This window comes from Amphritea sp., assembly GCF_050300915.1.
GTDB lineage: Bacteria > Pseudomonadota > Gammaproteobacteria > Pseudomonadales > Balneatricaceae > Amphritea.
In genome coordinates this window covers 1-22,077 of sequence record NZ_JBNKYN010000050.1, presented here as the reverse complement: position 1 = coordinate 22,077, position 22,077 = coordinate 1, and the positions used below count along the sequence as shown (strand labels likewise).

Here is a 22,077-nt window from a genome sequence, read left to right as displayed (position 1 = left end):
AAGCTGCGCAATGCAGCACAAAAAATAAAAGGCCCGGCACATGCCGGACCTTCAGTGTCTAGTTGTAGCAACTTAAACAGACGTTTAAAAATCAGGTTCGCCTATTGGTGAAAAACACTATGGATATTATTCAAACCCGGAAGCCCCAATTTACGCTCAGAATGGCAACCCTTGATGACGCGGCACTGGTGGTCAGTTATATGAAAAAACTGGGTGACTACCAGAAGATGCTGGATAAGATCACCGCCACCGAAGCTGACATTCGCCGCTTACTCAGCGAACAAAGAGGGGAAGTGCTGTTTGGCGAATACGATGGCGCGACGGTCGGCTTTATCTACTTCTATCAAAACTCATCAGCGTTCACCGGTCAGACCGGGCTCTATATTGATGGTTTCTTTATCGATCAGCCGTTTCAGTCCCAGGGGTTGGGTAAGATTATGTTCGCCTATCTCTCTAAACTGGCACTGGAACGGGGTTGCCAGCGACTGGAATGGGGCTGTCTCGACTGGAACGAACCCGCGATAAGTTTTTACAGGAATCTGGGGGCTTACAGCGTCGATGAGATGACCATCTATCGCTTTGCTCCGCAACAGCTGGAGCAAAACGCGGGTCAGTTCTGAGCGCCTGTTCAGAACCGGCTATCAAGCCAGGCGATGACGAGCTGGCAGCTGACACATCTGCACGCTCAGCACCCCGCTATACCTCAATACTTTTTCCAGCTAAAGCCGCTCAATAGAGCGGCTTTTACGTATCAGCCCCGCGCTTCAGAACAGCGCCCTGCGAACACAAAATAACGCCGCTTCCCCCCGCTGAACAGCGGATTTAAAACCCGTGGCACACAATAGGGCACAAGCGCAAATTATGAGATTTAATCAGCACTATCATTGTGCATTAATAAAATTATTAAGCATAATTATCATAATTTGATAATTATGTGTTGAGCGAACATGCTCATTATGGTACTTAATAGGTAAAGCGGATGATAAAAACACTGTATTTGAGGTAGCTGCAATCACCCAACAGCAGTGAAACCGTATTCAGAAACAGATAATTAGAAGCAAGAGGTTAAAAATGAAACGCACACTTTCAAAGATACTCGTAGGACTATCCGTCATCGCCTGTAGTCAGAGCCTGTTTGCTGAAACCCGGCTGACACTTTCCTCCTGGATGCCAAGCCAGCATCCCATGGCTGCTGAGATGATCTTCCCCTGGGCCAAAGAGGTGGCAGAGGTTACCGAAGGACGGGTAACAGTCGATATTCTGGCTAAATCCCTGGGACACCCTAAAATTCATTACGATATTGCCCGCGATGGTCTGGCAGATATCACCTACAGTGCTCACGGCTATACACCAGGACGCTTCCTGCTGACCAAAGTGGCCGAGTTCCCCTTTAGCGGTAACAGCGCTGAGGCCCAGTCAGTCGCCTACTGGAGGGTCTATAACAAATACCTGGCGAAAGCGAATGAGCATAAAGATGTCAAGCTGCTGGGACTATTCACCCATGGACCCGGTGCGGTGCATAACAGTAAGCACCCGATTGAAAAAACATCTGACTTCGAGGGCCTGAAGCTGCGGGTTGGTGGCGGTGTGGTTAATCAGGTGGCAACATCTGTTGGTGCCGTTCCCCTGCTGAAGCCAGCGTCAAAAGCTTACGAGCTGCTGTCTCACGGTGTCGCTGACGGCACCATGAACCCGCCGGATGCTCTGGTCGGTTTCAATATCGTGGATATGGTAAAAAATACTACGGTTGTACCGGGTGGTTTTTACAATATTAGTTTCTTTCTGGTGATGAATAAGGATCGCTGGAATGAGATCAGCCCTGAAGACCAGGCAGCCATTGAAAGTATCTCCGGCGAAGCCTTTGCTAAACGCTGCGGAAAAGTCTGGGACCGTATTGCTCAGGAAGGTCTGGATGCCGCTAAAGCCAATGGCAACACCATCACCTATGCGGATGATGCATTCGTCGCCGACCTGAAAGCGAAAACGGCACACATTGAAAATGAATGGGTCGCTGAAGCCAGCGCCAGGGGTGTTGATGGCGCTGCGGCACTGGCAGAACTACGTGCAATTGCCAACAGTTACACGCCTGAATAAGGTTAGGTAATCATTATGCGACTGGTACTGACAAACATCAGCAAACGATTGCTAACCGCGCTGGAGTTTTTATACGAGCGCGTACTGGCGTATATCGCTGCGGTAGCAATGTTCCTGATGATGCTGATCACTCTGGTGGATGTGGTGGGACGAGACCTGTTCTCTTTCCCACTCCCCGGAGGTTTTGAAATAACAGAGTTTCTGTTAGCAACGTTGATATTTTTAGGCTTGCCGATGGTCACAGCAGCCAACGAACATGTCGACGTCGACCTTCTGGACTCATCCGTCCCCGCTTTTTTAAAGCCGTTGCAGACAATTATTATCTGTCTGGTGAATACCATCGCCTTTGGTGTGCTTTCCTGGATGCTCTGGAAACTGGCTATCCGCACCTATAGCTATCAGGACACTACCGCGATCCTCGAGATCCCCTTCACCGGGCTGGTTGTGTTGATGGCCAGCTGCTGCACGCTGGCAACAGCGGCACTGGTGATGATGCTGTTTGTCAGACGCGGTAAAAAACTTTTCCACAGCAAGACAAAGCAGGAGTATTAATTAAAAATGGAAACCAGCTTAATTGGCCTTGCCGTTTTAATGTTCCTGATCTTTTTCAGGGTTCCTCTCAGCGTTGCCATGGGCACCACCGGCGTGCTCGGTTTTGCCTATGTGCAGATCTTTGAGTTTAACAACTCAAGAGGGATGGACGCCGCGCTCAACATGGTATCGCAGGTCTCATTTGAAACCGGGTTATCCTACAGTCTGTCAGTCGTTCCGCTGTTTATTCTGATGGGCAACTTTATTACCGAGGCGGGCCTTTCCAGCCAGCTTTATCGCGCATCCCATGCTTTTCTGGGACATTTCAGGGGTGGTCTGGCGCTGTCTACCGTGGTTTCCTGCGGCGGCTTCTCAGCGGTCTGCGGCAGTTCAATGGCGACGGCCGCCACTATGTCAAAAGTCGCGATGCCCGAGATGCGTAAGTATAACTACGCCGACAGTTTAGCCAGTGGCTCAATCGCCGCCGGCGGAACCCTGGGGATACTGATCCCCCCCAGCACCATCCTGGTGATCTACGGCATCATGACAGAAACCGATATCGGTAAACTGTTTATTGCCGGCTTACTGCCCGGATTAATCGGTATTATTTTCTATATGGCGGCGGTGTCGGTGACGGTTCACCTCAAGCCCGAACTGGGCCCGGCAGCCGAGCGCTCCAGCTGGACTGAACGACTGATCGCGCTGAAAGATGTCTGGGGCATATGCTTGCTGTTTTTCATCGTGATGGGGGGTATTTACAGCGGTGTTTTCACCCCGACTGAAGCCGCCGGTATCGGTGCGTCGGGAGCGTTCTTTATCGCCCTGCTACGACGCAAGCTGACGTTTAAAAGTTTAGTCGACACTCTGGTCAGTTCCGTGCGCACCACGGCTATGCTGTTCTTCCTGGTTATCGGCGCGGTACTGTTTTCCAACTTCGTCAACTTAGCGGGCCTGCCCGATGCGTTAAAGGATGGTGTACTGGCGATGGATCTCAGCCCGGTACTGGTGATTCTGGCAATCATCGGCATCTATCTTTTACTCGGCTGCGTGCTGGAAAGTATGTCGATGATACTGCTGACGGTGCCGGTGTTTTACCCGCTGATTTCGGCGATGGGAATGGATCTGATCTGGTTTGGTATTCTGGTGGTTGTGGTGACCGAAATCAGCCTGATCACCCCGCCGGTAGGATTGAATGTATTTGTCCTGAGAACGGTGCTTCCGGACCTGAAGCTGAGCACCATTTTCAAAGGGGTTACACCCTTCTGGATAGCCGACATCTTTCGTCTGATTCTGATTGCGCTGATACCCGGCGTATCACTGTTTCTGCCCGGCATGGTCGGATAACTCAGGCATATTTACAGCATCGCCCTGTTAGTGCAAACAGGGCTGTTCTCATATCGGTATAAAGGCAACGCAGATGAGTATTAACATTCGAAATATTTTATATGCTTCAGATCTGGGCGACAGCTCTAAATATGCGTTTGAGTTTGCGGCATTAGAAGCCAATAAGCACAACGCAAAAATAACCTTCCTGAATGTTGTTGAGCCCCCTTCTCACTCAGCGGAAACCATTTTTGGTAATCTGAGTGATAAAAACTCATTTCAAACGATGCGTCAGGAAGGCTTGCAAAGAATCAGAGCACTCATCGAGCAACGCATCGATAAGCTGTGTCATTCAACGGACGTTACCCCACAACACAAGCCTGAAGCCCGCATTGAGGAAGGCCATGCGGCGGAAACCATTATTGAGGTTGCCGATGAGATCGGTGCCGACCTGATTATTGTCGGCAGCCGCAGTCGGACTCACTCAACCCTGGAACGTTTCTTTGTCGGTTCCACCGCACAGAATGTGATGCAGCTAACCACGATTCCAGTGCTGATTGTACCTATTCCCGCTGACCATTAAGCGGCCCTGCTGTTAAGCCCCAACCCCCTTCTATTAAGCCCCTTCCGCAGTAAGGGGCTGTGCTGTTCAGATTCAGAATATCCGTCAAGCCACTTAGTCCACCGGCGTTTCGTAAAAGCGAAAACCACTGGCCTCTCCAAACTGATCGTAAAGCCCTCTGGCGACACGGTTTTCCTTATGGGTCAGCAGCGTTAGTGCGGACCAGCCTCGCTGTTTACACAGCGCCAGCATATATCGGTACAAGGTTTTCCCCACGCCCCCGACCCGGGACTCCGGATCAACATAGAGGTCACTCAGATAGCAGACTTCAGTCCCCAGAAGACTCTGAGGCCAACCATGGAAATGCGCTAATCCCACTATCTGCCCCGTTTCGTCACAGGCAACAACACCTTCCAGCATATTCAGCGGGTCGTTCAGCCAGCCCCACATGGTGTTAATCTTTTGCTCATCAGCCGGGAGCTGATAAAAGTCGCAGTAGCCTGCAAACAGCCCTTTCCAGCGCTGAAAATCATCTGCTTGCAAGGCCCTGATCTGCAGAGCTCTTGTGGACAGTTCTCTTGTGGACGCAGCTTCGCTTTGAACATCAATCTTTTCCATCGGTAATACGCCATCCCTAATGGGCCATCCGTTTGGCCACCGTTGTTAGTCAGATAAGATTTATAGCACACACTGTATCATGCAGCTCCATCCGCTCACCGGCACTAAAGACCAATAATCACAGGACAAAAAATAGCCGGTTAAACAACCGGCTAAAGCTGACAAGCAAAAGAAAAAAGAATGGGGTTAAATCACCCGGTTAAAGAAGAGGAAGCTGGTTAAATTAAGCGCGGGTCAGGGTTCCGCTTTACCCGTAATCGCCAGTCTTATGCCGCTGACGCTTTACGCCGCTCTTTTACTTTACTGCTGATATACACCACGATGGAGATGATCGTAATACTGAGCAGTACCAGGCTGATGGGTCGTGTGACGAAGATAGTCAGGTCACCTTCGGATATCCCCATTGACTGTTTAAAGCGGGTCAGGAAAACCGGCCCCAGAACCATCCCCAGGATAATAGGAATAGCGGGGATATCATTCTTTCTCAGCACATAGCCCACTCCGGCAAAAAACAGCGCAATCAGCGCATCGCTCACCTGGTAGTTCTGACTGTAGCTACCAATAAAGCCCAGAACCAGAATAAAGGCACCGATAAAACGCCCTCTGATACGGGTGAGATTCACCATCCATTTGGTGGCAAACGTCAGATAGACAAAGCAGAAAATATTCATCAGAAACAGTGAAATATAGAGGCCGGAAATAAACTCAGGCCGCTCTGCAAACAGGGTCGGTCCCGGCACATAGTTATGTACCATAAACACCGCCAGCAACATGGCCATCAGCGCATCAGCAGGTATACCAAACGCCAACAGTGGAACCATAACCGATGCGGTCACCGCATTATTGGACGTTTCCGATGCGATCAGACCCGCAGGATTACCTTTACCAAAGGAGTCCGGGTCTTTAGAAAACTTCTGTGCCAGTGTGTAGGAAAAAAACTGCGATCCAAACTCGCCAACACCGGGCAACAGCCCCATGATCACCCCCAGAAATGCGGAGCGGGCCACCGTCATCTTATTGCGCAGCAGCTCTGCGACACCACTGAAGTACCCCTCCCCCTCAAGCCGGGTGACATGGGCATCATTGCCCTTTTTCGACAACAGTACAAACGCCTGAGACATGGCAAACAGCCCGATCACAACCGGCACCAGCGGAATCCCGCCCAGCAACCAGGTCTGTCCGAAGGTAAATACCTGAGAGTTAAATGAACGATCGAGGCCTACCGAACCAAGAAACAGCCCGAAGCCCAGCATAATCACCGCAGCTGGCACATGTTTACGATGGGCCAGCACCACAAACACCATCCCCAGCAGCGCCAGCATGGCAAACTCTGCGGAACCAAACTTTTGTGCCACTTTAGCCAGCACCGGCGCCAGCAACACCAGAGAGGTAACACTGATCATTCCCCCCACAAATGAGGAGGTGTAAGCGATAGAGAGTGCGCGTTTGCCTTCTCCCCGTTGCGCCATCGGATAACCATCATAGGTAGTTAACACCGCCACCGGGGTGCCGGGGGTGTTCATCAGAATCGCGGGAATCGCGCCACCGTACCAGGCGCCGCCGTAAACCCCCACCAGCAACATAACGCCCGCCAGTGGCGCCATTGAGAAACTCAGGGGCAACAATATCGCCATCACTCCGGCAGGCTCAAGACCCGGAATAGAACCGATGGTCACGCCGATCAGTGCACCTATGAAGATCGCCAATAACACATTTAAGTTGGCAACCTCATTTAAACCCAGCAGTATACTATCCATTGCCGTTTCCAGAATTAAAGATAAGAATTTGCAAAATCTGACCAGTCAGCTGGCAGGAATTGATACAACCAGACATCATCCATCCACAGACCGATCACATATCTGAAGATAAAAACAATGGCGGCAGTGACTAAGAAGGTCGCCACAAACCAGTTCCGGTTAAGCAATCTCGATAACGCCAGCAACAGCGAAACAAACACTAATGTCGTGAGAAAAAAACCGGTGACGTTTAACAGATGGATGTAGACATAAAAGAGAACACTGGTGATAACCGCAACCCGGTTATAGGAAACCGCGTCATACAGATACTCTAACCAGGATTTCAGATCGACTGAAAAGAGAGCCTTAAGTTTTCCGATAAGCATCACCGATGAAAACAACGTCATAACGCTCAGACCGACAAGCGGCCCGATCATCGGCTGCAGAAACCACCCCTTGCTGGTATCAATGATGCTGGCCTGGGAAGGTATAAAACAGAGTAAGATAATGCTGGTTAAAATGACAAGAACATAGAAAGGTATGTTGTCCTCTCCACTCAGTATCATCTGTTTCTCACAGAGCTGATCTTCGTTATCCGAGGCTAAATTGTTATCATTATTTTTCATATCAATTCTCAAAACGCCTCTCTTTCATCCGCTCAACCAGACTTCAGAGAGGCTTAACTAACTGAAAACCTATTTGTTCATATATTTGAGAAGATCTTTGCTTTGCTCGACCTCTTCAGCAATACGCTTACTGGCTTCAGCCGCTGGCTGCCAGTAGATTGAGGCACCGGTGGTGTTGGCGATCTCTTTCACACGATCAGACTCAAGCGCTTTCTTCGCGATTGCAGCGATCTTGTCTTTGATCTCCTGAGGTGTACCGGCAGGCACAAACAGTCCATTCCAGGTGGTCATCGGGATGCCCGCAATCTCGTTCAGCGTTGGCGCATCGGGCGCCACACTGATCCGCTCAGAGGTAAACGAAGTCAGCACTTTGGCGTCGCCCGACTTCAGGCACGCCAGAATCAGCTGAGTCGTGGTATTGATAACATCCGCATCACCGTTTGCCAGAACAGAACAATCGGTGGCATCGAAAGGGGCATCAGAGGAAAAGTTAACACCCAGCACCTCAGCGGCTTTAAACGTCATCGCTGTAGGGCCCGCCTGATAACCAAAATGCCCCAGAGAGACATCATTGCTCTGTGAGTATGCAGCCAGCTCTTTCATCGAGTTGTAGGGCGCATCGCCACGGGTGGCCAGTACGAACGGATAATCCAGAAAGATACCAACGGGCTCGAAAGTCTCATGACCCCAGGGCACACCGCCTGCCAGGATCTTAAAGGTTAGCAGGTCATTGACAAATGAACCGATGGTCAGGCCATCAGGCCGGGCCAGGGCCACTTCTGAAGTCCCCACAACGGCGCCACCACCGGGTTTGTTAATCACGGTTGCGGGCTTGCCGGTCTCTTTGGTCATCTCTTCCGCAATAATACGGGTGAGGACATCTTCAAGATCGCCCGGAGGCCAGGGCACGACAAATTTAACCGGGCGGGACGGATAGTCTGATGCGGCCACCAGCGGTGCTGCAAGCACTGAACTTGCTAAAACAATTCCTGCAACCATCGTTGTGATTTTTTTCATGAATTACCTCTACTTTTTTACTTTTACTTATTAATTTGAAAAGTTATTCACTTGTCCCTTTCAGCGGGACAATGAGAACAGGACAAACACTGTGATGGATCACTTTCTGGGCCGTAGAGCCAAGAAACATTCGTGACAAGGAGGAACTTTCCCTATCCCCCATCACGATCAGATCGGCATTAAACATCTTCGCAGCTTTGACAATGCACTTATCCGGCACCCCCTGAAGAACCTGAACAGTCGGTTCATCAATCAGCTTCGCATCCTCTTCAGACAGCTCTTCGTCATGGAAATCAATCAGACGCTGTTCAATGCGCTGCATCCGTTCAGCAAAGATTTTGGCCAGCCGGGAACGACTTACCGATTCGGGGAGATAATCATTGATGATCTCTTCAGTAGCGCCATCAAGCGGCTCCACCACATGCAGATAAATGATTTGAGCACGATGAGCTTTGGCCTGTTCAATCGCCGCCCGGAAGGCAGGCCGACTGCCGAGGCCTAAGTCAGAAGCGTATATGATTGTATTTATTTTCATATATTCAAAACCATCAAATTTCTCATAATTTGAGAATACATACTAAATTTTAAAACATCAACACAAAATAAATACATTTTTCTCAAATTTGATGAAATTCTGTAACGTTTGCGGTCTGGATTTGCTGTTAGTGCACAGCGAAAGGGCATAGGGAGTTTGTGGCTGAAAAATAACGCACTAAAACAGCTCGCGCAGTCATTCAACCCAGATTTGCAGCAGCGGTAAAATAACCGCTAATGAGAACAGAGACAGAATAGTGGTAGACATAATGGCACTGGAGGCCAGCTCAACCCTGCGTTCATATTGCTGAGCCAAAATAAACACCATTGAGCCGGTCGGCAGAGAGGACATCAGCACGACAGAGGCAGCCCAGAACGGCTCCAGCCCCATCAGATAAACGACCAGCAAGGCAATCAGTGGGTTGAAAACAACTTTAACCAGCGTCACCCAAACCAGCCGTCCGGTCTCTCCCTGAATTTTAATACCCACCAACGATGCACCCATCGCAAACAGAGCAACAGGCGCGGCGGATGGCGCCAGCATCGAAAACAGATTGTTGACCGGCACAGGCAGCGGAATAGAAAAATAGGAGAACAGTCCACCGGCAATCGGGGCTATCAATACCGGATTTTTGAGAAACATCCGGGAGAACGTCTTCCAGGCATTCTGCCAATAAGTACCGCCGGTACTCTTGTTGCCAACAAACGCCAGACCGATAATAAACACCATGTTGGTCGATAACGTCGCAATCACAACCGGCACAGTGCCCTTCTCACCAAACAGATAGAAAGCCAGCGGTACCCCCATATAGATGGTGTTCCCCCAGCCACAGATCAGTGAGATAACGGTGGCATCAAGACTATCCCGGCTCTTCAGGCCCCGGTAGCCAAACACTCCCAGCGCCATGGTCACCATGGTGGCGATAAAATAGGCGGCAATAAAGGAGGGGTTGACCAAAGCGTCCAGCGAGACCTTAGTCATCGCCAGAAACAACATCGGGGGTACGGCATAATTGATAATAAAATGGTTGAGCGCCTGCACAGCGCTCACGGGTATGCCGCCGGATCTGCAGGCAAACCAGCCGCTAAAGATAACCGCAAATACCGGTAACACGATATTAATGACGAGTTCCAAACGCACTCTCCAAATAGTTTGTCCGACGCCATTAATGCCGGGCTGACGCTGACTGGTCAGCCTTCCAGGTTGTTCAGATCGATGCCTTCCTCTTCCATGATCTGCATCGCGACACGGAAACTGTCGATAGCAGCCGGAACACCACAATAGATCGCCACCTGCATCAGCACTTCACGAATCTGCACCGGTGTCAGGCCGTTATTCAAAGCCCCCCGGACATGCAACGCCAGCTCATGGGGACGGTTAAGCGCAGAGATCATCGCCAGGTTGATCATGCTGCGCTCTTTCTTTTCCAGCCCCTCCCGTTGCCAGACATCCCCCCAGCAGTACTCAGTCACTAACTGCTGTAGCGGTTTATTAAACTCGTTCGCGTTATTGATCGAACGATCCACATAGGCGTCACCCAGAACCTCTTTTCGCAGTTTTAAACCTGCATCAAATTTTTCGCTCATCACTCACCTCGGTGTAAATACAGTGCAGCTATTGATAGGACAGAACCAGTTCGGTGTCCAGCATGGTTAAACGGTAGGTTGTTCCCGGAATCATATCGATCGGTTTCGTCAGCGAACCACTGATAAAGTGCTGGCCCGCTGCAACACGGCCATGCAGTACCAGCAGGCTGCGCACCATCTTAATGAAGGAGTTCAATGGCCCACCCAGCACGCTGGCTGGCGAACCGTACAGCGTTTCAGTTGCCGTGGTCAGACGGCACTCGACCTCAGTGGCGGTCTGCCCAGGTATAAAAAGTTGCGGCTCGCCTAACTGATAAAAAGAGGCAACCGCATTGTCCGCCACAAAACCACCGATACCAAACTTCCAGCCCAGCCGGGAATCGGCCACTTCAAACGCCGGCGCAATATAAGCGATTGCCTCGATAATCTGCTGATCGGTGTAGTGATCGCCCTCAAGATCATGACCGAGCACAAACGCCAGTTCCGCTTCCAGTTTAGGTGCGATCACAGCGTCAGGGCTGAGACGGTCACCCTCTATCAACATGTCACTGAACAGTACACCATACACCGGCTCATCAAGCCCAAACCTATCCAGTGCAGGCTGATTCGCCATAGCAACTTTCCAGCCAGACACCTGATTACCTGCCGCCGCGTTCTGCTTAATCAGTTGCCGCTGAACGCCATAACCATCATCAATGGTAAAACCATCAAACACCGTCACATCGCTGAGCGTTTGGCACTCAGCGCGGCCATGTTGGATCGCTGCAGCCGCTTGTTGATAGACAGCGTTCATCACAGACCACCCAGACAGACATATTTAATTTCCAGATAATCTTCAATGCCGTACTTCGAACCTTCACGGCCGATACCGGACGATTTGATCCCCCCAAACGGCGCAACTTCATTGGAGATCAGGCCCGTGTTCACCCCTACCATGCCATACTCCAGCGCTTCGCTGACATGGATATAGGTGGAGATGCTCTGGGTATACATATAAGACGCCAGACCATATTCCGTATCGTTGGCCATCTCAATCGCTTCATCGATGCTGTCAAACTTAAACAGCGCCGCCACCGGGCCAAAGATCTCATCGGCATAAAAGTCCATTGAGCGCTGTGCATCCCCCAGGACGACCGGGTTCATAAAGCGCTGCTGCTCGTCAAACTCAACGTTTCGTGAGGTAATCTGTACCGCGCCTTTAGCCGTGGCATCATCGATCATCGCTTTAATCGAGCGGTAGGCTTTACGATCGATCAGCGGACCAAGCTCGGCCCCCGCAGCAGCACCATCAGCCACCACCAGCTTATCGACCGCTGCGGCCAGCTTGGCAGAAAACGCATCATACACACCGCTCTGTACCAGAATGCGGTTGGCACAGACACAGGTCTGACCGTTGTTACGGAACTTGGCGATCAGCGCCCCCTCAACCGCTTTATCCAGATCGGCATCATCAAAGACGATGAACGGCGCATTGCCGCCCAGCTCCAGAGAGATTTTTTTCACGTTCGCAGCGCACTGTTGCATCAGCAGCTTGCCAATATCGGTTGACCCGGTAAACGACAGTTTGCGCACGGTGGGGCTTTCACACAGCGCCGTACCGATCTCAGAAGAGCGGCCATTAATCACCTGCAATACACCTGCGGGCACGCCTGCTTCATGGGCCAGATACGCCAGCGCAAACGCGGTCAGAGGCGTCTGCGAAGCCGGTTTGATAATGATCGGGCAACCGGCAGCCAGAGCTGGCCCCGCTTTACGGGTAATCATCGCCGCCGGAAAGTTCCACGGCGTAACCGCAGCACAGACACCGATCGGCTCTTTTCTCACGGTCAGACGGGTGCCGGGAACAACTTCAGGAATCACATCCCCGTAAGTCCGCTTGGCCTCTTCAGAAAACCATTCGATAAACGAGGCAGCATAGGCGATCTCACCTTTTGCTTCGGGGACGGGTTTACCCTGTTCCGCCGAGAGAATCTTACCCAGGTCGTCCTGATTAGCCATAATCAGATCAAACCACCGACGTAAAATTTGCGCGCGCTGCTTTGCCGTTGTTTTCTTCCAGGGCTTCCAGGCTGTCGCAGCAAAACCGATAGCGGCTTCCGTCTCCTTCTGCCCCATCACCGGCACATCAATGATGACAGAATCATCAGCGGGATTAATGACATCGATGGTGTCGCCTGAATCAGCGCCGACCCATTCGCCATTGATGAAACACGCGTTCTTAAGTAGCTCAGGATTTGAAAGTGACAGCATGCGATAAACTCTTTCTTAATGGATCATGTCAGTGAGAAACATCTCTCAGAAAAGACAGTCAGAAAAGCCGCAGCGGAGATCCCTTACTGCGGCCCCGAAAAATTAGCTCAACTGTTTACGCAGGGCGTCCAGAGCTTCATTCAACCGGGAAGGCGAGCAGATTGCAGCAACAAACCGGTCCGGTCTGACGATAACAATCTTATCCCGCGCGGCGGTAAACCAGTCCTCCAGCGTATGGTCAACATCTTCGACACTAACCACACCCTCGGCCTGCAAGCGCTCGTGATAGCTAAAACCACTTTTGGAGCGATTCACCTGAATATAGCGGGTGTCCAGACCTGCCCAGAACGCTTTATTCTCTTCGGAAACGTATGCCAGCGGGTTAGTGCGGAAGCCGATGACCGAGAACCAGGGTCCCTGCACCTCATCGAATTTCTCCCGGCTGCCATCGGCAATTTCAACGTCGGGCTGAATAAACAGCTGGCCCACCAGACTGTCGGGATAGATCTCATCCGCTTCGTGATGAACAATACCTTTGGTGATATGAGCCTTCGGCTTAAACTTAAACTCAACCAGATGCTCGCGCAGGTTATCCACCGAGTCTGACGCCTTAAAGATCCAGTCACGGATACCGGCCAGAATCGGGTTCGTCATCCCCAGCACCGCGCCCATATTGTCAGCCAGGGCGATCAGATCGGTGGCATGGCCCCGACGTTCCTGATCGTAGGTGTTAAGCACACTGACAGGGATGCGTCCCTTCGCGGCAGCGGCCACCTTCCAGGCGATGTTCACCACATCACGCAGACCGGAGTTCAGCCCCTGACCCGCCCAGGGTGGTGTAATGTGGGCAGCATCACCACAGAGCATTACCCGCCCTTTGGTAAAGGTGTCCGCCACCCGGGAGTTATGGGTATACGCACGAATCCGCACGATATCCAGATCATCCACGTCATCACCGATATGACCCCGGATCAGTTTGCGGATCACCTCCTCCTGACACATCTCCTCCTCATTCTCATGGGGGAACAGCATGAACTCCCAGCGCCGGTACTGATAGGGCAGATAGATACAGACAAACGGGCGCGAAGGGTCCGCATGCAACGCCGTATAGGGCGCATTGAGCTTATCGTTTGCCGCATCCACCACAATCCATTTCGCTTCGTGAGTGATGCCGGTATAACCGATCTCCAGCTGCTTGCGCACCTCAGAGCGGGCACCGTCTGATGCCACCACAAAGTCCGCTTCCAGGGTGTAGGCCTTGCCGGTATTATCCGTGACCTCAAGGGTCACCCGGTCATCGGTCTGAGAGATAGCCTGCATAGTATGACCCAGGCGCAGATCAACATTATCAAAGCGCTGCAGCCCCTCACGCATCGTGGCTTCGGTCAGCTGCTGCATAAAGATGTTACGCATCGGCCAGCCATATTGCGCAGTCTTCGGCTTCACCTCGGCAAAGCACACACCGCGGGCGTTGTAGTAACGCAGTGGCACGTTGCGGATCATATCTTTAATCGCTTCGTCGGCCAGCCCAGCTCCCTGCAAGACCCGCATCGCCTCATCATCCATGCCAACGGCACGGGGGTATGGCAGAATCTCTTCCGACGCTTCAAGCACAACGGTCTGAATACCGTACATGCCCATGTAGTTCGCCAGCGTGATGCCGTTCGGCCCACCACCAACAATAACAACCTGTGTTTTTTGTGTTTCCATCAGAATAGTCTCTCTCTAATTTTTAAACCGAAGCACTCTGTACAAAACGCACCACGGCCTCATTAAACTTCTCAGGCTGATCGTCATGAACGTAATGGCTGGCGTTATCGACGGTCACAGCGCTAAAGCACGGGTTCTTTTCAATAACCTCTTTTACCGTCGCAGCTGGCAGAAAATCTGAATTGCCTCCCTTCACCAGCAGAGAGGGAATTCGTATCGCGTTAACCGCGGGCCAGAGATCGATCGGTTCAATCGTCAACCGGGCCTCGGCTATCCCCTGTTGATCATGCTTCCAGGTTACGCTTCCATCCTGTTCCCGCAGGGAAAACTTAAGCCGGGCAGCAAGCGCCTCCTCTGTCAGATTGGGCCGGCTGCTACGCCAGAAGCTTTCAGCCTCTGACCATGAGGCAAAAGAGAGCGGAGTATTGCGCATCTCCCGACGGATACGCTCAGCACCGTCTCCCCGGTTGGAAGACCCCGGGCCGATATCTTCAATCACCAGCAGTTGCACCTTGTCGGGGTATTGCCGGGTATATTCGAGGGCATTGGTGCCGCCCAACGAATGGCCGATCAGAATAAACCGATCCAGCCCCAGGTGACTGATGAAAGCGTTCAGGTCTTCCACATAGGTATCGGTGTGATAGTCACTGACAGGCCCCCAGTCACTCTCCCCCCGGCCCCGCTGATCCAGCGCAAAACAGCGATACTGATCACCCAGTGCAGTGACAAGCTCCTGCCAGGTTTCTGCAAACCCTCTTAAACCGTGCAGCATCACCACCGGAATACCCTGCGGATCACCCCACTGAAGGTAGTGCAGTTTCAGATCGCCACTGTTAAAGAAATGACTGCTTGGGGTCATCGGACACCTCTGTTTACGCTATAACTAAAAACTCTGTTTGTAGAACGGCCTTACACCAGACCGTTTTCGCATTTAGCGTCTTCCGCTTTCAGACCACCTAAGCGTGCATGCAGGCGACCGCGGGTTGCAAATGCCCACACAATCAACACCTCGTCGTTACGGGGCGCATCATTAAATGAGACCGAGATAGAGTCATAGTGTGAACGCACATAGAGGGCATCCTTATGCGCCAGCGGCACATCAAGGGTAGCACCCGGGCCGCCGATCTTGCCCGTTGAAGGCACCCATGACTTACCGCCACCCAACGCTTCACGCACCGGGTCTGCAGCAGGGTTAGTCAGAAATGCATTACCGTGTTCATACTCACCATCAGCGCCGACCAGAATCGCTTTGCCGTAGCTGACAATCTCGTTGTCACCGGCCAGTTCATTGATACGACGCCCGAATTCACGTCCCAGCTCCGGAGAGTGGTCAATCAATGCAGACAGGTCTTCGCTGAACTTGCCCGCAAACGGATTCTGGATGGCAGCAGCAATAACATATTTCTTAACCGGCTCACCATCAGCCAGAATACCGGTTTCATTTGCCAGGGTTTCTTCGTAGAAACAGAACCACTTACGGATATGGTATGGCCCAAAATTAGCGTCTTTCATCACGATTACCTTCACAATTAACAACTAAACATTAGTGACTAACAATTATTCAAATATTGGCTCGAGCACGATCTCGCGGCTGGGCGCATTGGTCGCTTTAAACCGTTGCTTGGCCAGCTCATCGTCATGTTCTGTTTCCAGAAAGAACTCCAGCCGGTTACCATCAGGATCGGTAAAGTAAACCCCCCGGCCAATCTCATGATCGGTGGTTTTCACAACATTCACTTTTTTTGTCAGCAACATGCCGTACAGAGTACGCAGGGTGGTTTCATCCCCGTCGATCTCCAGGCCGTAGTGCTGCAGACCCAGGGTGCCCTGGGCAGAACCTGCAGGCGCTTTGATCAGAGCGATATCATGATGTTTTTCACCAAAACCCATCATGATCCAGTCGTTACCATTGCAGGCCATACGTTCCATCTGCAGGACATCTTCATACCATGCAGCAGACGTTTCAGGATCAGTTACAAACAGGGCAATATGGGTTCTGTTTACTTTAACTTTCATACCTACCTCGCTTTACGGGTTGATAACAGATTGGTGAGCAACCGCAATTTCAGCCTGAGCAGGGGTCCAGAGAACATCAGCGATCTCACTGAATTCGCGCCACTCTTTCTTCCAGGACAAACCACCCTTATCACTGGTAAACAGGTGCCCATACTTGCACCCCATGACAATCTGTTCCGGGTTGGCAGGGTTTACATGGATACCCCAGATACAGGAGTTAGGCTGCACCGGCAGTGGCAGCTTTTCCCAGCTCTCGCCCGCATTGCGGGAGACAACAAGCTGGCTGGTGGTTCCCGGCGTGCCATCAGAGATACTGACATAGATAGTATCTTCAGAACCATGAGGTACCGCAGTCGCCCGGGCGTAATAGAGACCAAAAGCGGACTTCGGATTAACCCCCTTCCAGGTCATCCCGTCATCATGGCTGGTGTAAATGGCGTTAACACAAACAACCACAACCACTTTATTGCCATGATTAGGCAGGACATTGATATTGTGGATATCGGAGTTGAAGTCCCACAGCAGACGGTCATCGATCCGTTCCCAGCTGTCACCACCATCGACGCTCTTGAACAGGCCGCCCTCTTCCAGACCAAACCACAGTTTGTTGACGTCGGTCGGGTCATAAGAGAACGCCAGCAAGCGCGGCTTGTTAACCCCGGCACAGAACTCAGGAATCTCAACCGGTGCACGATCCCAGGTTTTGCAGCCATCGGCGGTGCGCCACAACACTGCACGGGAAGGCGCGCCGGTACCGACAAAGACCCGCTGAGGGTTGGCCGGATCAACCGCTACCTTCCATACCGTCTCACCATTGAACGGGGTATCAACGTGTTTCCAGTTGGCTCCGGCATCATCGCTGATACACAGACCGGTATCGGTGCCGATATAGATCTTTTCCGGCTCATCGGGATGCATGTCCAGCGAACGGGTTATCGCATCAAATTCGATATCCTGACCCAGACTCAGACGGTGCCAGGTCTGGCCGTTATCACCACTTTTAATAACGCCCTGACCCGCCGTTGCAACTAATAATGTTCCACTCATGTTCATGCCTCCTAGATAAAGATACCGCGGGTTAAACCACCATCGATACCGATGGACTCACCGGTCACTGCACCGGCTTTCGGCGATGCCAGGAAGGCGATCAGCCAGCCCATTTCTACCGGCTGCAATGTCCGCTTGATCGGCGTGACATCGATATAGCCCTGTTCAATCTCGGCAGGGGTTTTACCCTGCAGGACGCCTTCACGCTCATACAGTTCATGGATGTGAGGGGTATCCACAACACCCGGATGAATGATGTTGCAGGTAATCCCGAAAGGCCCCAACTGGTCAGACAGGTTCTTGGTCATATGTACGATGGCCAGGTTACGCATACCCGACATCACCTTGCTGCTGCGCCCGGTCAGGCCCCCAATATTGATGATGCGGCCAAAGCCTGCCTTCTTCATGTGTGGAGTGACCGCTTTAGCACAGCGGAAATAACCGATGACTTTGGTGTTCATATCCCCCAGCAGCTCATCGGCACCAGCGAATTCAATGGAGTTGCGCACCACACCGGACGGTGCCGCCGCGCCATTCACCAGAATATCAACCCGGCCAAATGCCTCGATGGTTTTCTCCACCATGGCGTTAACGGCATCATCGCTGTTGGTATCGCAGAACAGCGGCAATACACGACGGCCGGTTGCTTCTGAAATTTCCGCGGCAGTCGCTTCCAGCACCGACATCGTCCGGGCACAGATCACCACATCACAGCCCTCTTCTGCCAGGAAACGGGCCACATCTTTACCGATACCCATACCGCCACCGGTGACAATAGCAACGCGATCTTTTAGTTCTAAATCCATCTTAAATTCCTCAACTCTTATTACGACAGGTCCACGAAAACACTCTTTGTTTCGGTGTAAGCATCGATAACATTTTTACCCATCTCCCGGCCCCAGCCAGACTGCTTATAACCGCCGAACGGCGCAGCTGGGTCGACCACATTCCAACAATTCACATAAACCGACCCGGCTTTCAGCTGGGCCGCAATACGATGAGCATTCTGCAGATTATTGGTCCAGACACCGGCGGCCAGACCAAAATCACTGTTATTGGCCCGATGGATCAGTTCATCGGTATCCGACCAGCTCATCACGGTGACTACCGGTCCAAAAATCTCTTCCCGGGCGATACAGGTCTGCTCCGCTTTATCCAGAAACACCGTGGGCTGCATATAATGCCCATGGTCCATTCCGGCAGGCGCCTGACCACCACAGATCAGTTCGGCCCCCTCCTGCACCGCTTTTGCAATGTAATTGCTGACAATGCCATGCTGAGCCGCAGACACCAGTGGGCCGATGGTGGTGTCGCTATCCAGACCATTACCCACCACATAGCCAGAACCGTGTTTAGCCAGCTGTTCGAGGGTCTGATCCAGTACGCTGTCATGGACATAGAGACGCGAAGCGGCGGTACACACCTGCCCCTGGTTGTAAAAGATACCGTCAGCCGCCCCCTGTGCTGCTCGGACAATATCCGCATCCGGCATGATGATGTTGGGTGACTTACCCCCCAGTTCGAGGGAGACTTTTTTCATATTCCCCAGAGCGGCCTGACCAATCAGTTTGCCCACCTGAGTTGAACCGGTGAAAGCGATCTTATCGACATCATTGTGCGCCGCCAGCGGTGCACCTGCCCGGTCACCGAAGCCGGTAACAACGTTAAACACCCCTTTAGGGAAGCCCGCCTGATCAAACAGTTCTGCCAGTCGCAACGCCGCCAGTGGCGTTGTTTCCGAAGGTTTCAGCACCGAAGTGCAACCGGTTGCCAGGGCTGGTGCTAACTTCCACAAACACATCGACAGGGGGAAGTTCCAGGGAACAATCAGGGCACAGACACCGACCGCCTCTTTGCGCGTATAGGCAAACATCGGCGCACCGCTGCGGGGAGAGACCGGCAAGGTGCTGCCCTCTATCTTTGAGGGCCAGCCCGCAAAATAACGCAGAATACCCAGCGCGGCAGCGATCTCACCCTTTGCATGCAGCAGCGTCTTACCATTATCCAGCGTCAGAATCTGCGCCAGATTGTCGCTGTCTGCTTCCATCAACGCCGCCAGCCGGTTCATCAGAAGCGAACGCTGGGCAGGCTGAACCGTTGACCATTCGCCGTTAAAGGCATCGCGCGCAGCCTGCACCGCGGCATCAATATCCGCTTCCACCGCGGTAGCACAGTGAGCAAACACCTGTTTATTCGCCGGGTTTTCAATCTCAAAGGTTGCCCCGGAACTGGCCGCCACCCACTCGCCGCCGATATAGAGCTTTTTCGGTTGTGCGAGGAAGCGTTCAACTTCAGAATTAATCGTTACAATAGCCACAACTCTCTCCTTACAGGCACATCTCAATGAGGAATGGCGCCTTCGAATCCGTTCCGGTTTTCAGGGCCCGAGCCAGTTCCGCATTGGTTTTCACCGCCGTCGAATCAACACCATAGGCTTTCGCCAGTGACTGCCAGTCCACTTTGGGCTTATCCAGTTCAGTCAGTGACAGCGATTGCGGGCCAAACTCAGTGACACCGTAACGCCGCAATTCATTTTGCAGAATGCCGTAGCGATGGTTAGCGGCAATCAGAATAACAATCGGCAGATTTTCCCGGGCGATACTCCACAACGTCTGGATAGTGTATTGAGCACTGCCATCGGACTGCAGACAGATAACCGTGTTACCCGGCTCGGCCAGGGCAGCACCAAAGCCCGCAGGAATACCCTGACCAATAGCGCCCCCGGTATTGGTAATCACCCGGTGTTTAACCGCATGGGCTGACGCTGTAAAAAAGGGATAACCACAGGTGCCACCCTCAACAGAGACGATACAGTCATGGGGCAGACCGGCTGAAACCACCTGGCCGATAGACTGCGGTGTCAGTTCTGCATCCGCATCCGGCATGACCAGTTCCCCCTGAAGTTCAACAAAAGCGGGGGCGGAAACCGCATCCGCCAGCGCTTCCATCGCACCGACCACGTCATGACCCACCTCAGCCAGCACCACCAGCCGGTCCTGTTCCGCCAGACGGGATGGCAAACCTTCATAACCAAAGTAAGAGATCGGCTCAGGCACACCCGCGCACACGACTTCGTCATACTGATCCAGCTCTTTAATCGCCACTTCGGGGAAGTACGGCAGACGATCAAGATCGGGCAAACCGCCACCGCGATGACTGATACGCGGGAAGGTTTCAGCAAACATCTTTACATTAGGCAGCTGCGCCAGGCGGCCAGCAGCTCTGAGGCCCGCTTCGGTGACACCGTTATCACCGACGATGAACACCAACCGCTTACCGGCTTTAATCTTCTGCGCAACCGCATCAACGCCATCGCTGAAAAAACGTCGCACGGGGGCTTTCACATGACCGGCGGCCAGCGGGTGCTCAATCGGCTTTGCCTGCAGATCCATCGGCAGCACCAGCGTAGAAATGGCACCGGATGGCTGCCAGGCAGCATTCACGGCATCAACAAAATCCGCAGCCACACTTTCAGCCGTTTTAGAGGTGCGAACCCACTTCGATACAGGATTGGCCAGAGAGTGAATATCGCTTGCCAGCGGTGGATCATAATTCACATGCCATGAGGCATGATCGCCGATAACGTTGACAATCGGGGTATTCGCCCGGCGGGCATTATGCAGATTGGCAATACCGTTAGCGAAACCTGGCCCAAGATGGGTCAGCGTCATCGCCGGACGACCCGCTACACGACCATAACCGTCAGCAGCACCCGTACAGACGCCTTCAAACATAGTAAGCACTGGCCGGAAACGAGGCTCACTCTCCATTGCGGCAACCAGCGGCATCTCCGTCGTGCCCGGGTTTGCAAAGCAATATTCAATATCAGCCTCAACAGCGGCCTTTATTAGCAGTTCCGCACCATTCATAGATTAGCTCCAAACATTACTTATCTCACAATGTGAGACTTGAATTAATTAAATTACATAAAATTTACCACAAACTCAACACTTTTCTTAAATTACCCAAAAATACATCTAATATATGTTGATATGACCACACATAATACACGTTATTATCGTAATGTGAGAATTTTGCTTGATTAATTGCAGGATTAACGTATTTTTATATGCAGCGTTACAAATAATGTAATAAAAACAGAAAAATCACAGGAAGGAGTAAAGGTCTGATGAACCTTACCAGCAACGCCAAGAAAGTCTCCCTGCTTGCCGCAAGCATTGCCCTTGCCAGCGCATCGGTCACCAGCCATGCTTACCCCATTTATAGCGAAAACGGTTCTGAGCTGAACCTGGATGTTGAAGCAACTATTGGCACCTTCAGCAGTGATGAGACATACGGCAATTCAGAGTCAAATCCTACCTGGCAGGAAGGCTATATTAAGTATGGTTTCAGTGGTTCCCATGACCTTAATAATGGCGCAACGCTGTTCGGTTCAGTTAATGCCGTGACATCCGGTACCTGGGGT

General features: G+C 52.0%; 22 protein-coding genes and 1 pseudogene. 6 read left to right on the top strand and 17 right to left on the bottom strand.

Translation table 11 applies throughout. The features are described 5' to 3' along the window. Positions 1-119: 119 nt before the first annotated feature. The 5 genes from ACQY8X_RS13635 to ACQY8X_RS13615 all read left to right on the top strand — a co-directional run bounded on the left by ACQY8X_RS13635 (position 120) and on the right by ACQY8X_RS13615 (position 4,531). The gene (locus tag ACQY8X_RS13635; protein ID WP_428035687.1) at positions 120-620 is read left to right on the top strand and encodes an N-acetyltransferase family protein; all 501 of its coding nucleotides are present in this window, start codon (positions 120-122) and stop codon (positions 618-620) included. Positions 621-1,071: 451 nt separating this feature from the next. After that, the gene (locus ACQY8X_RS13630) at positions 1,072-2,094 is read left to right on the top strand and encodes a TRAP transporter substrate-binding protein (protein ID WP_428035686.1); all 1,023 of its coding nucleotides are present in this window, start codon (positions 1,072-1,074) and stop codon (positions 2,092-2,094) included. Positions 2,095-2,109: 15 nt separating this feature from the next. After that, a complete protein-coding gene (locus tag ACQY8X_RS13625) occupies positions 2,110-2,646 on the top strand; it encodes a TRAP transporter small permease (protein WP_428035685.1) in 537 nt (178 codons plus the stop codon). Between the two features lie 6 nt (positions 2,647-2,652). Continuing rightward, the gene (locus ACQY8X_RS13620; protein ID WP_428035684.1) at positions 2,653-3,969 is read left to right on the top strand and encodes a TRAP transporter large permease; all 1,317 of its coding nucleotides are present in this window, start codon (positions 2,653-2,655) and stop codon (positions 3,967-3,969) included. Between the two features lie 73 nt (positions 3,970-4,042). After that, on the top strand, positions 4,043-4,531 hold the full coding sequence (locus ACQY8X_RS13615) for a universal stress protein (protein WP_428035683.1): 489 nt from the start codon (positions 4,043-4,045) through the stop codon (positions 4,529-4,531). Positions 4,532-4,624: 93 nt separating this feature from the next. Here ACQY8X_RS13615 and ACQY8X_RS13610 read toward each other — a convergent pair whose 3' ends face one another. The 17 genes from ACQY8X_RS13610 to ACQY8X_RS13530 form a co-directional block, all read right to left on the bottom strand. Further along, entirely contained in the window at positions 4,625-5,128 is a 504-nt protein-coding gene (locus ACQY8X_RS13610; protein WP_428035682.1) for an N-acetyltransferase family protein, read from the bottom strand. Between the two features lie 266 nt (positions 5,129-5,394). Then, entirely contained in the window at positions 5,395-6,885 is a 1,491-nt protein-coding gene (locus tag ACQY8X_RS13605; RefSeq protein ID WP_428035681.1) for a tripartite tricarboxylate transporter permease, read from the bottom strand. A 14-nt stretch (positions 6,886-6,899) separates the two neighbouring features. Continuing rightward, positions 6,900-7,490 (bottom strand): hypothetical protein, encoded by a 591-nt coding sequence (locus ACQY8X_RS13600; RefSeq protein WP_428035680.1) that lies wholly within the window; start codon positions 7,488-7,490, stop codon positions 6,900-6,902. A gap of 69 nt (positions 7,491-7,559) precedes the next feature. Beyond that, complete coding sequence (locus ACQY8X_RS13595; RefSeq protein ID WP_428035679.1) at positions 7,560-8,507, bottom strand: tripartite tricarboxylate transporter substrate binding protein; 948 nt, start codon at positions 8,505-8,507, stop codon at positions 7,560-7,562. 43 nt (positions 8,508-8,550) lie between these two features. Next, positions 8,551-9,042, bottom strand: coding sequence for a universal stress protein (locus ACQY8X_RS13590; RefSeq protein WP_428035678.1), 492 nt, complete (start codon positions 9,040-9,042; stop codon positions 8,551-8,553). A gap of 195 nt (positions 9,043-9,237) precedes the next feature. Beyond that, positions 9,238-10,176, bottom strand: a complete 939-nt coding sequence (locus ACQY8X_RS13585) for an AEC family transporter (protein WP_428035677.1) — start codon at positions 10,174-10,176, stop codon at positions 9,238-9,240. Between the two features lie 56 nt (positions 10,177-10,232). Then, positions 10,233-10,628: a 4-carboxymuconolactone decarboxylase gene (gene pcaC / locus ACQY8X_RS13580; protein ID WP_428035676.1), complete on the bottom strand. Its 396-nt coding sequence runs from the start codon at positions 10,626-10,628 to the stop codon at positions 10,233-10,235. A 28-nt stretch (positions 10,629-10,656) separates the two neighbouring features. Beyond that, complete coding sequence (locus tag ACQY8X_RS13575) at positions 10,657-11,421, bottom strand: 2-keto-4-pentenoate hydratase (protein WP_428035675.1); 765 nt, start codon at positions 11,419-11,421, stop codon at positions 10,657-10,659. After that, a complete protein-coding gene (locus ACQY8X_RS13570; protein WP_428035674.1) occupies positions 11,421-12,878 on the bottom strand; it encodes an NAD-dependent succinate-semialdehyde dehydrogenase in 1,458 nt (485 codons plus the stop codon). Before ACQY8X_RS13570 ends, ACQY8X_RS13575 begins: the two co-directional genes overlap by 1 nt. A 102-nt stretch (positions 12,879-12,980) precedes the next feature. Beyond that, the gene (locus ACQY8X_RS13565; RefSeq protein ID WP_428035673.1) at positions 12,981-14,588 is read right to left on the bottom strand and encodes a bifunctional 3-(3-hydroxy-phenyl)propionate/3-hydroxycinnamic acid hydroxylase; all 1,608 of its coding nucleotides are present in this window, start codon (positions 14,586-14,588) and stop codon (positions 12,981-12,983) included. A 22-nt stretch (positions 14,589-14,610) separates the two neighbouring features. Further along, on the bottom strand, positions 14,611-15,447 hold the full coding sequence (locus tag ACQY8X_RS13560; protein WP_428035672.1) for an alpha/beta fold hydrolase: 837 nt from the start codon (positions 15,445-15,447) through the stop codon (positions 14,611-14,613). A 50-nt stretch (positions 15,448-15,497) separates the two neighbouring features. Continuing rightward, positions 15,498-16,100 carry an amino acid synthesis family protein gene (locus ACQY8X_RS13555; RefSeq protein ID WP_428035671.1) on the bottom strand — a complete coding sequence of 201 codons (603 nt, stop codon included), beginning with the start codon at positions 16,098-16,100 and terminating at the stop codon, positions 15,498-15,500. Positions 16,101-16,145: 45 nt separating this feature from the next. Then, positions 16,146-16,604, bottom strand: a complete 459-nt coding sequence (locus ACQY8X_RS13550) for a VOC family protein (RefSeq protein ID WP_428035670.1) — start codon at positions 16,602-16,604, stop codon at positions 16,146-16,148. 12 nt (positions 16,605-16,616) lie between these two features. Then, a complete protein-coding gene (locus ACQY8X_RS13545; protein WP_428035669.1) occupies positions 16,617-17,651 on the bottom strand; it encodes a VPS10 domain-containing protein in 1,035 nt (344 codons plus the stop codon). An 11-nt stretch (positions 17,652-17,662) separates the two neighbouring features. After that, entirely contained in the window at positions 17,663-18,457 is a 795-nt protein-coding gene (locus tag ACQY8X_RS13540; RefSeq protein ID WP_091359245.1) for an SDR family NAD(P)-dependent oxidoreductase, read from the bottom strand. Between the two features lie 20 nt (positions 18,458-18,477). Beyond that, complete coding sequence (locus tag ACQY8X_RS13535) at positions 18,478-19,968, bottom strand: aldehyde dehydrogenase family protein (RefSeq protein ID WP_428035668.1); 1,491 nt, start codon at positions 19,966-19,968, stop codon at positions 18,478-18,480. Between the two features lie 10 nt (positions 19,969-19,978). Further along, the gene (locus tag ACQY8X_RS13530; protein ID WP_428035667.1) at positions 19,979-21,520 is read right to left on the bottom strand and encodes an acetolactate synthase large subunit; all 1,542 of its coding nucleotides are present in this window, start codon (positions 21,518-21,520) and stop codon (positions 19,979-19,981) included. A 260-nt stretch (positions 21,521-21,780) separates the two neighbouring features. Between ACQY8X_RS13530 and ACQY8X_RS13525 the strand changes: the two are divergent. Next, positions 21,781-22,077 (top strand): annotated as a pseudogene (locus ACQY8X_RS13525) (hypothetical protein); the annotation flags it as partial.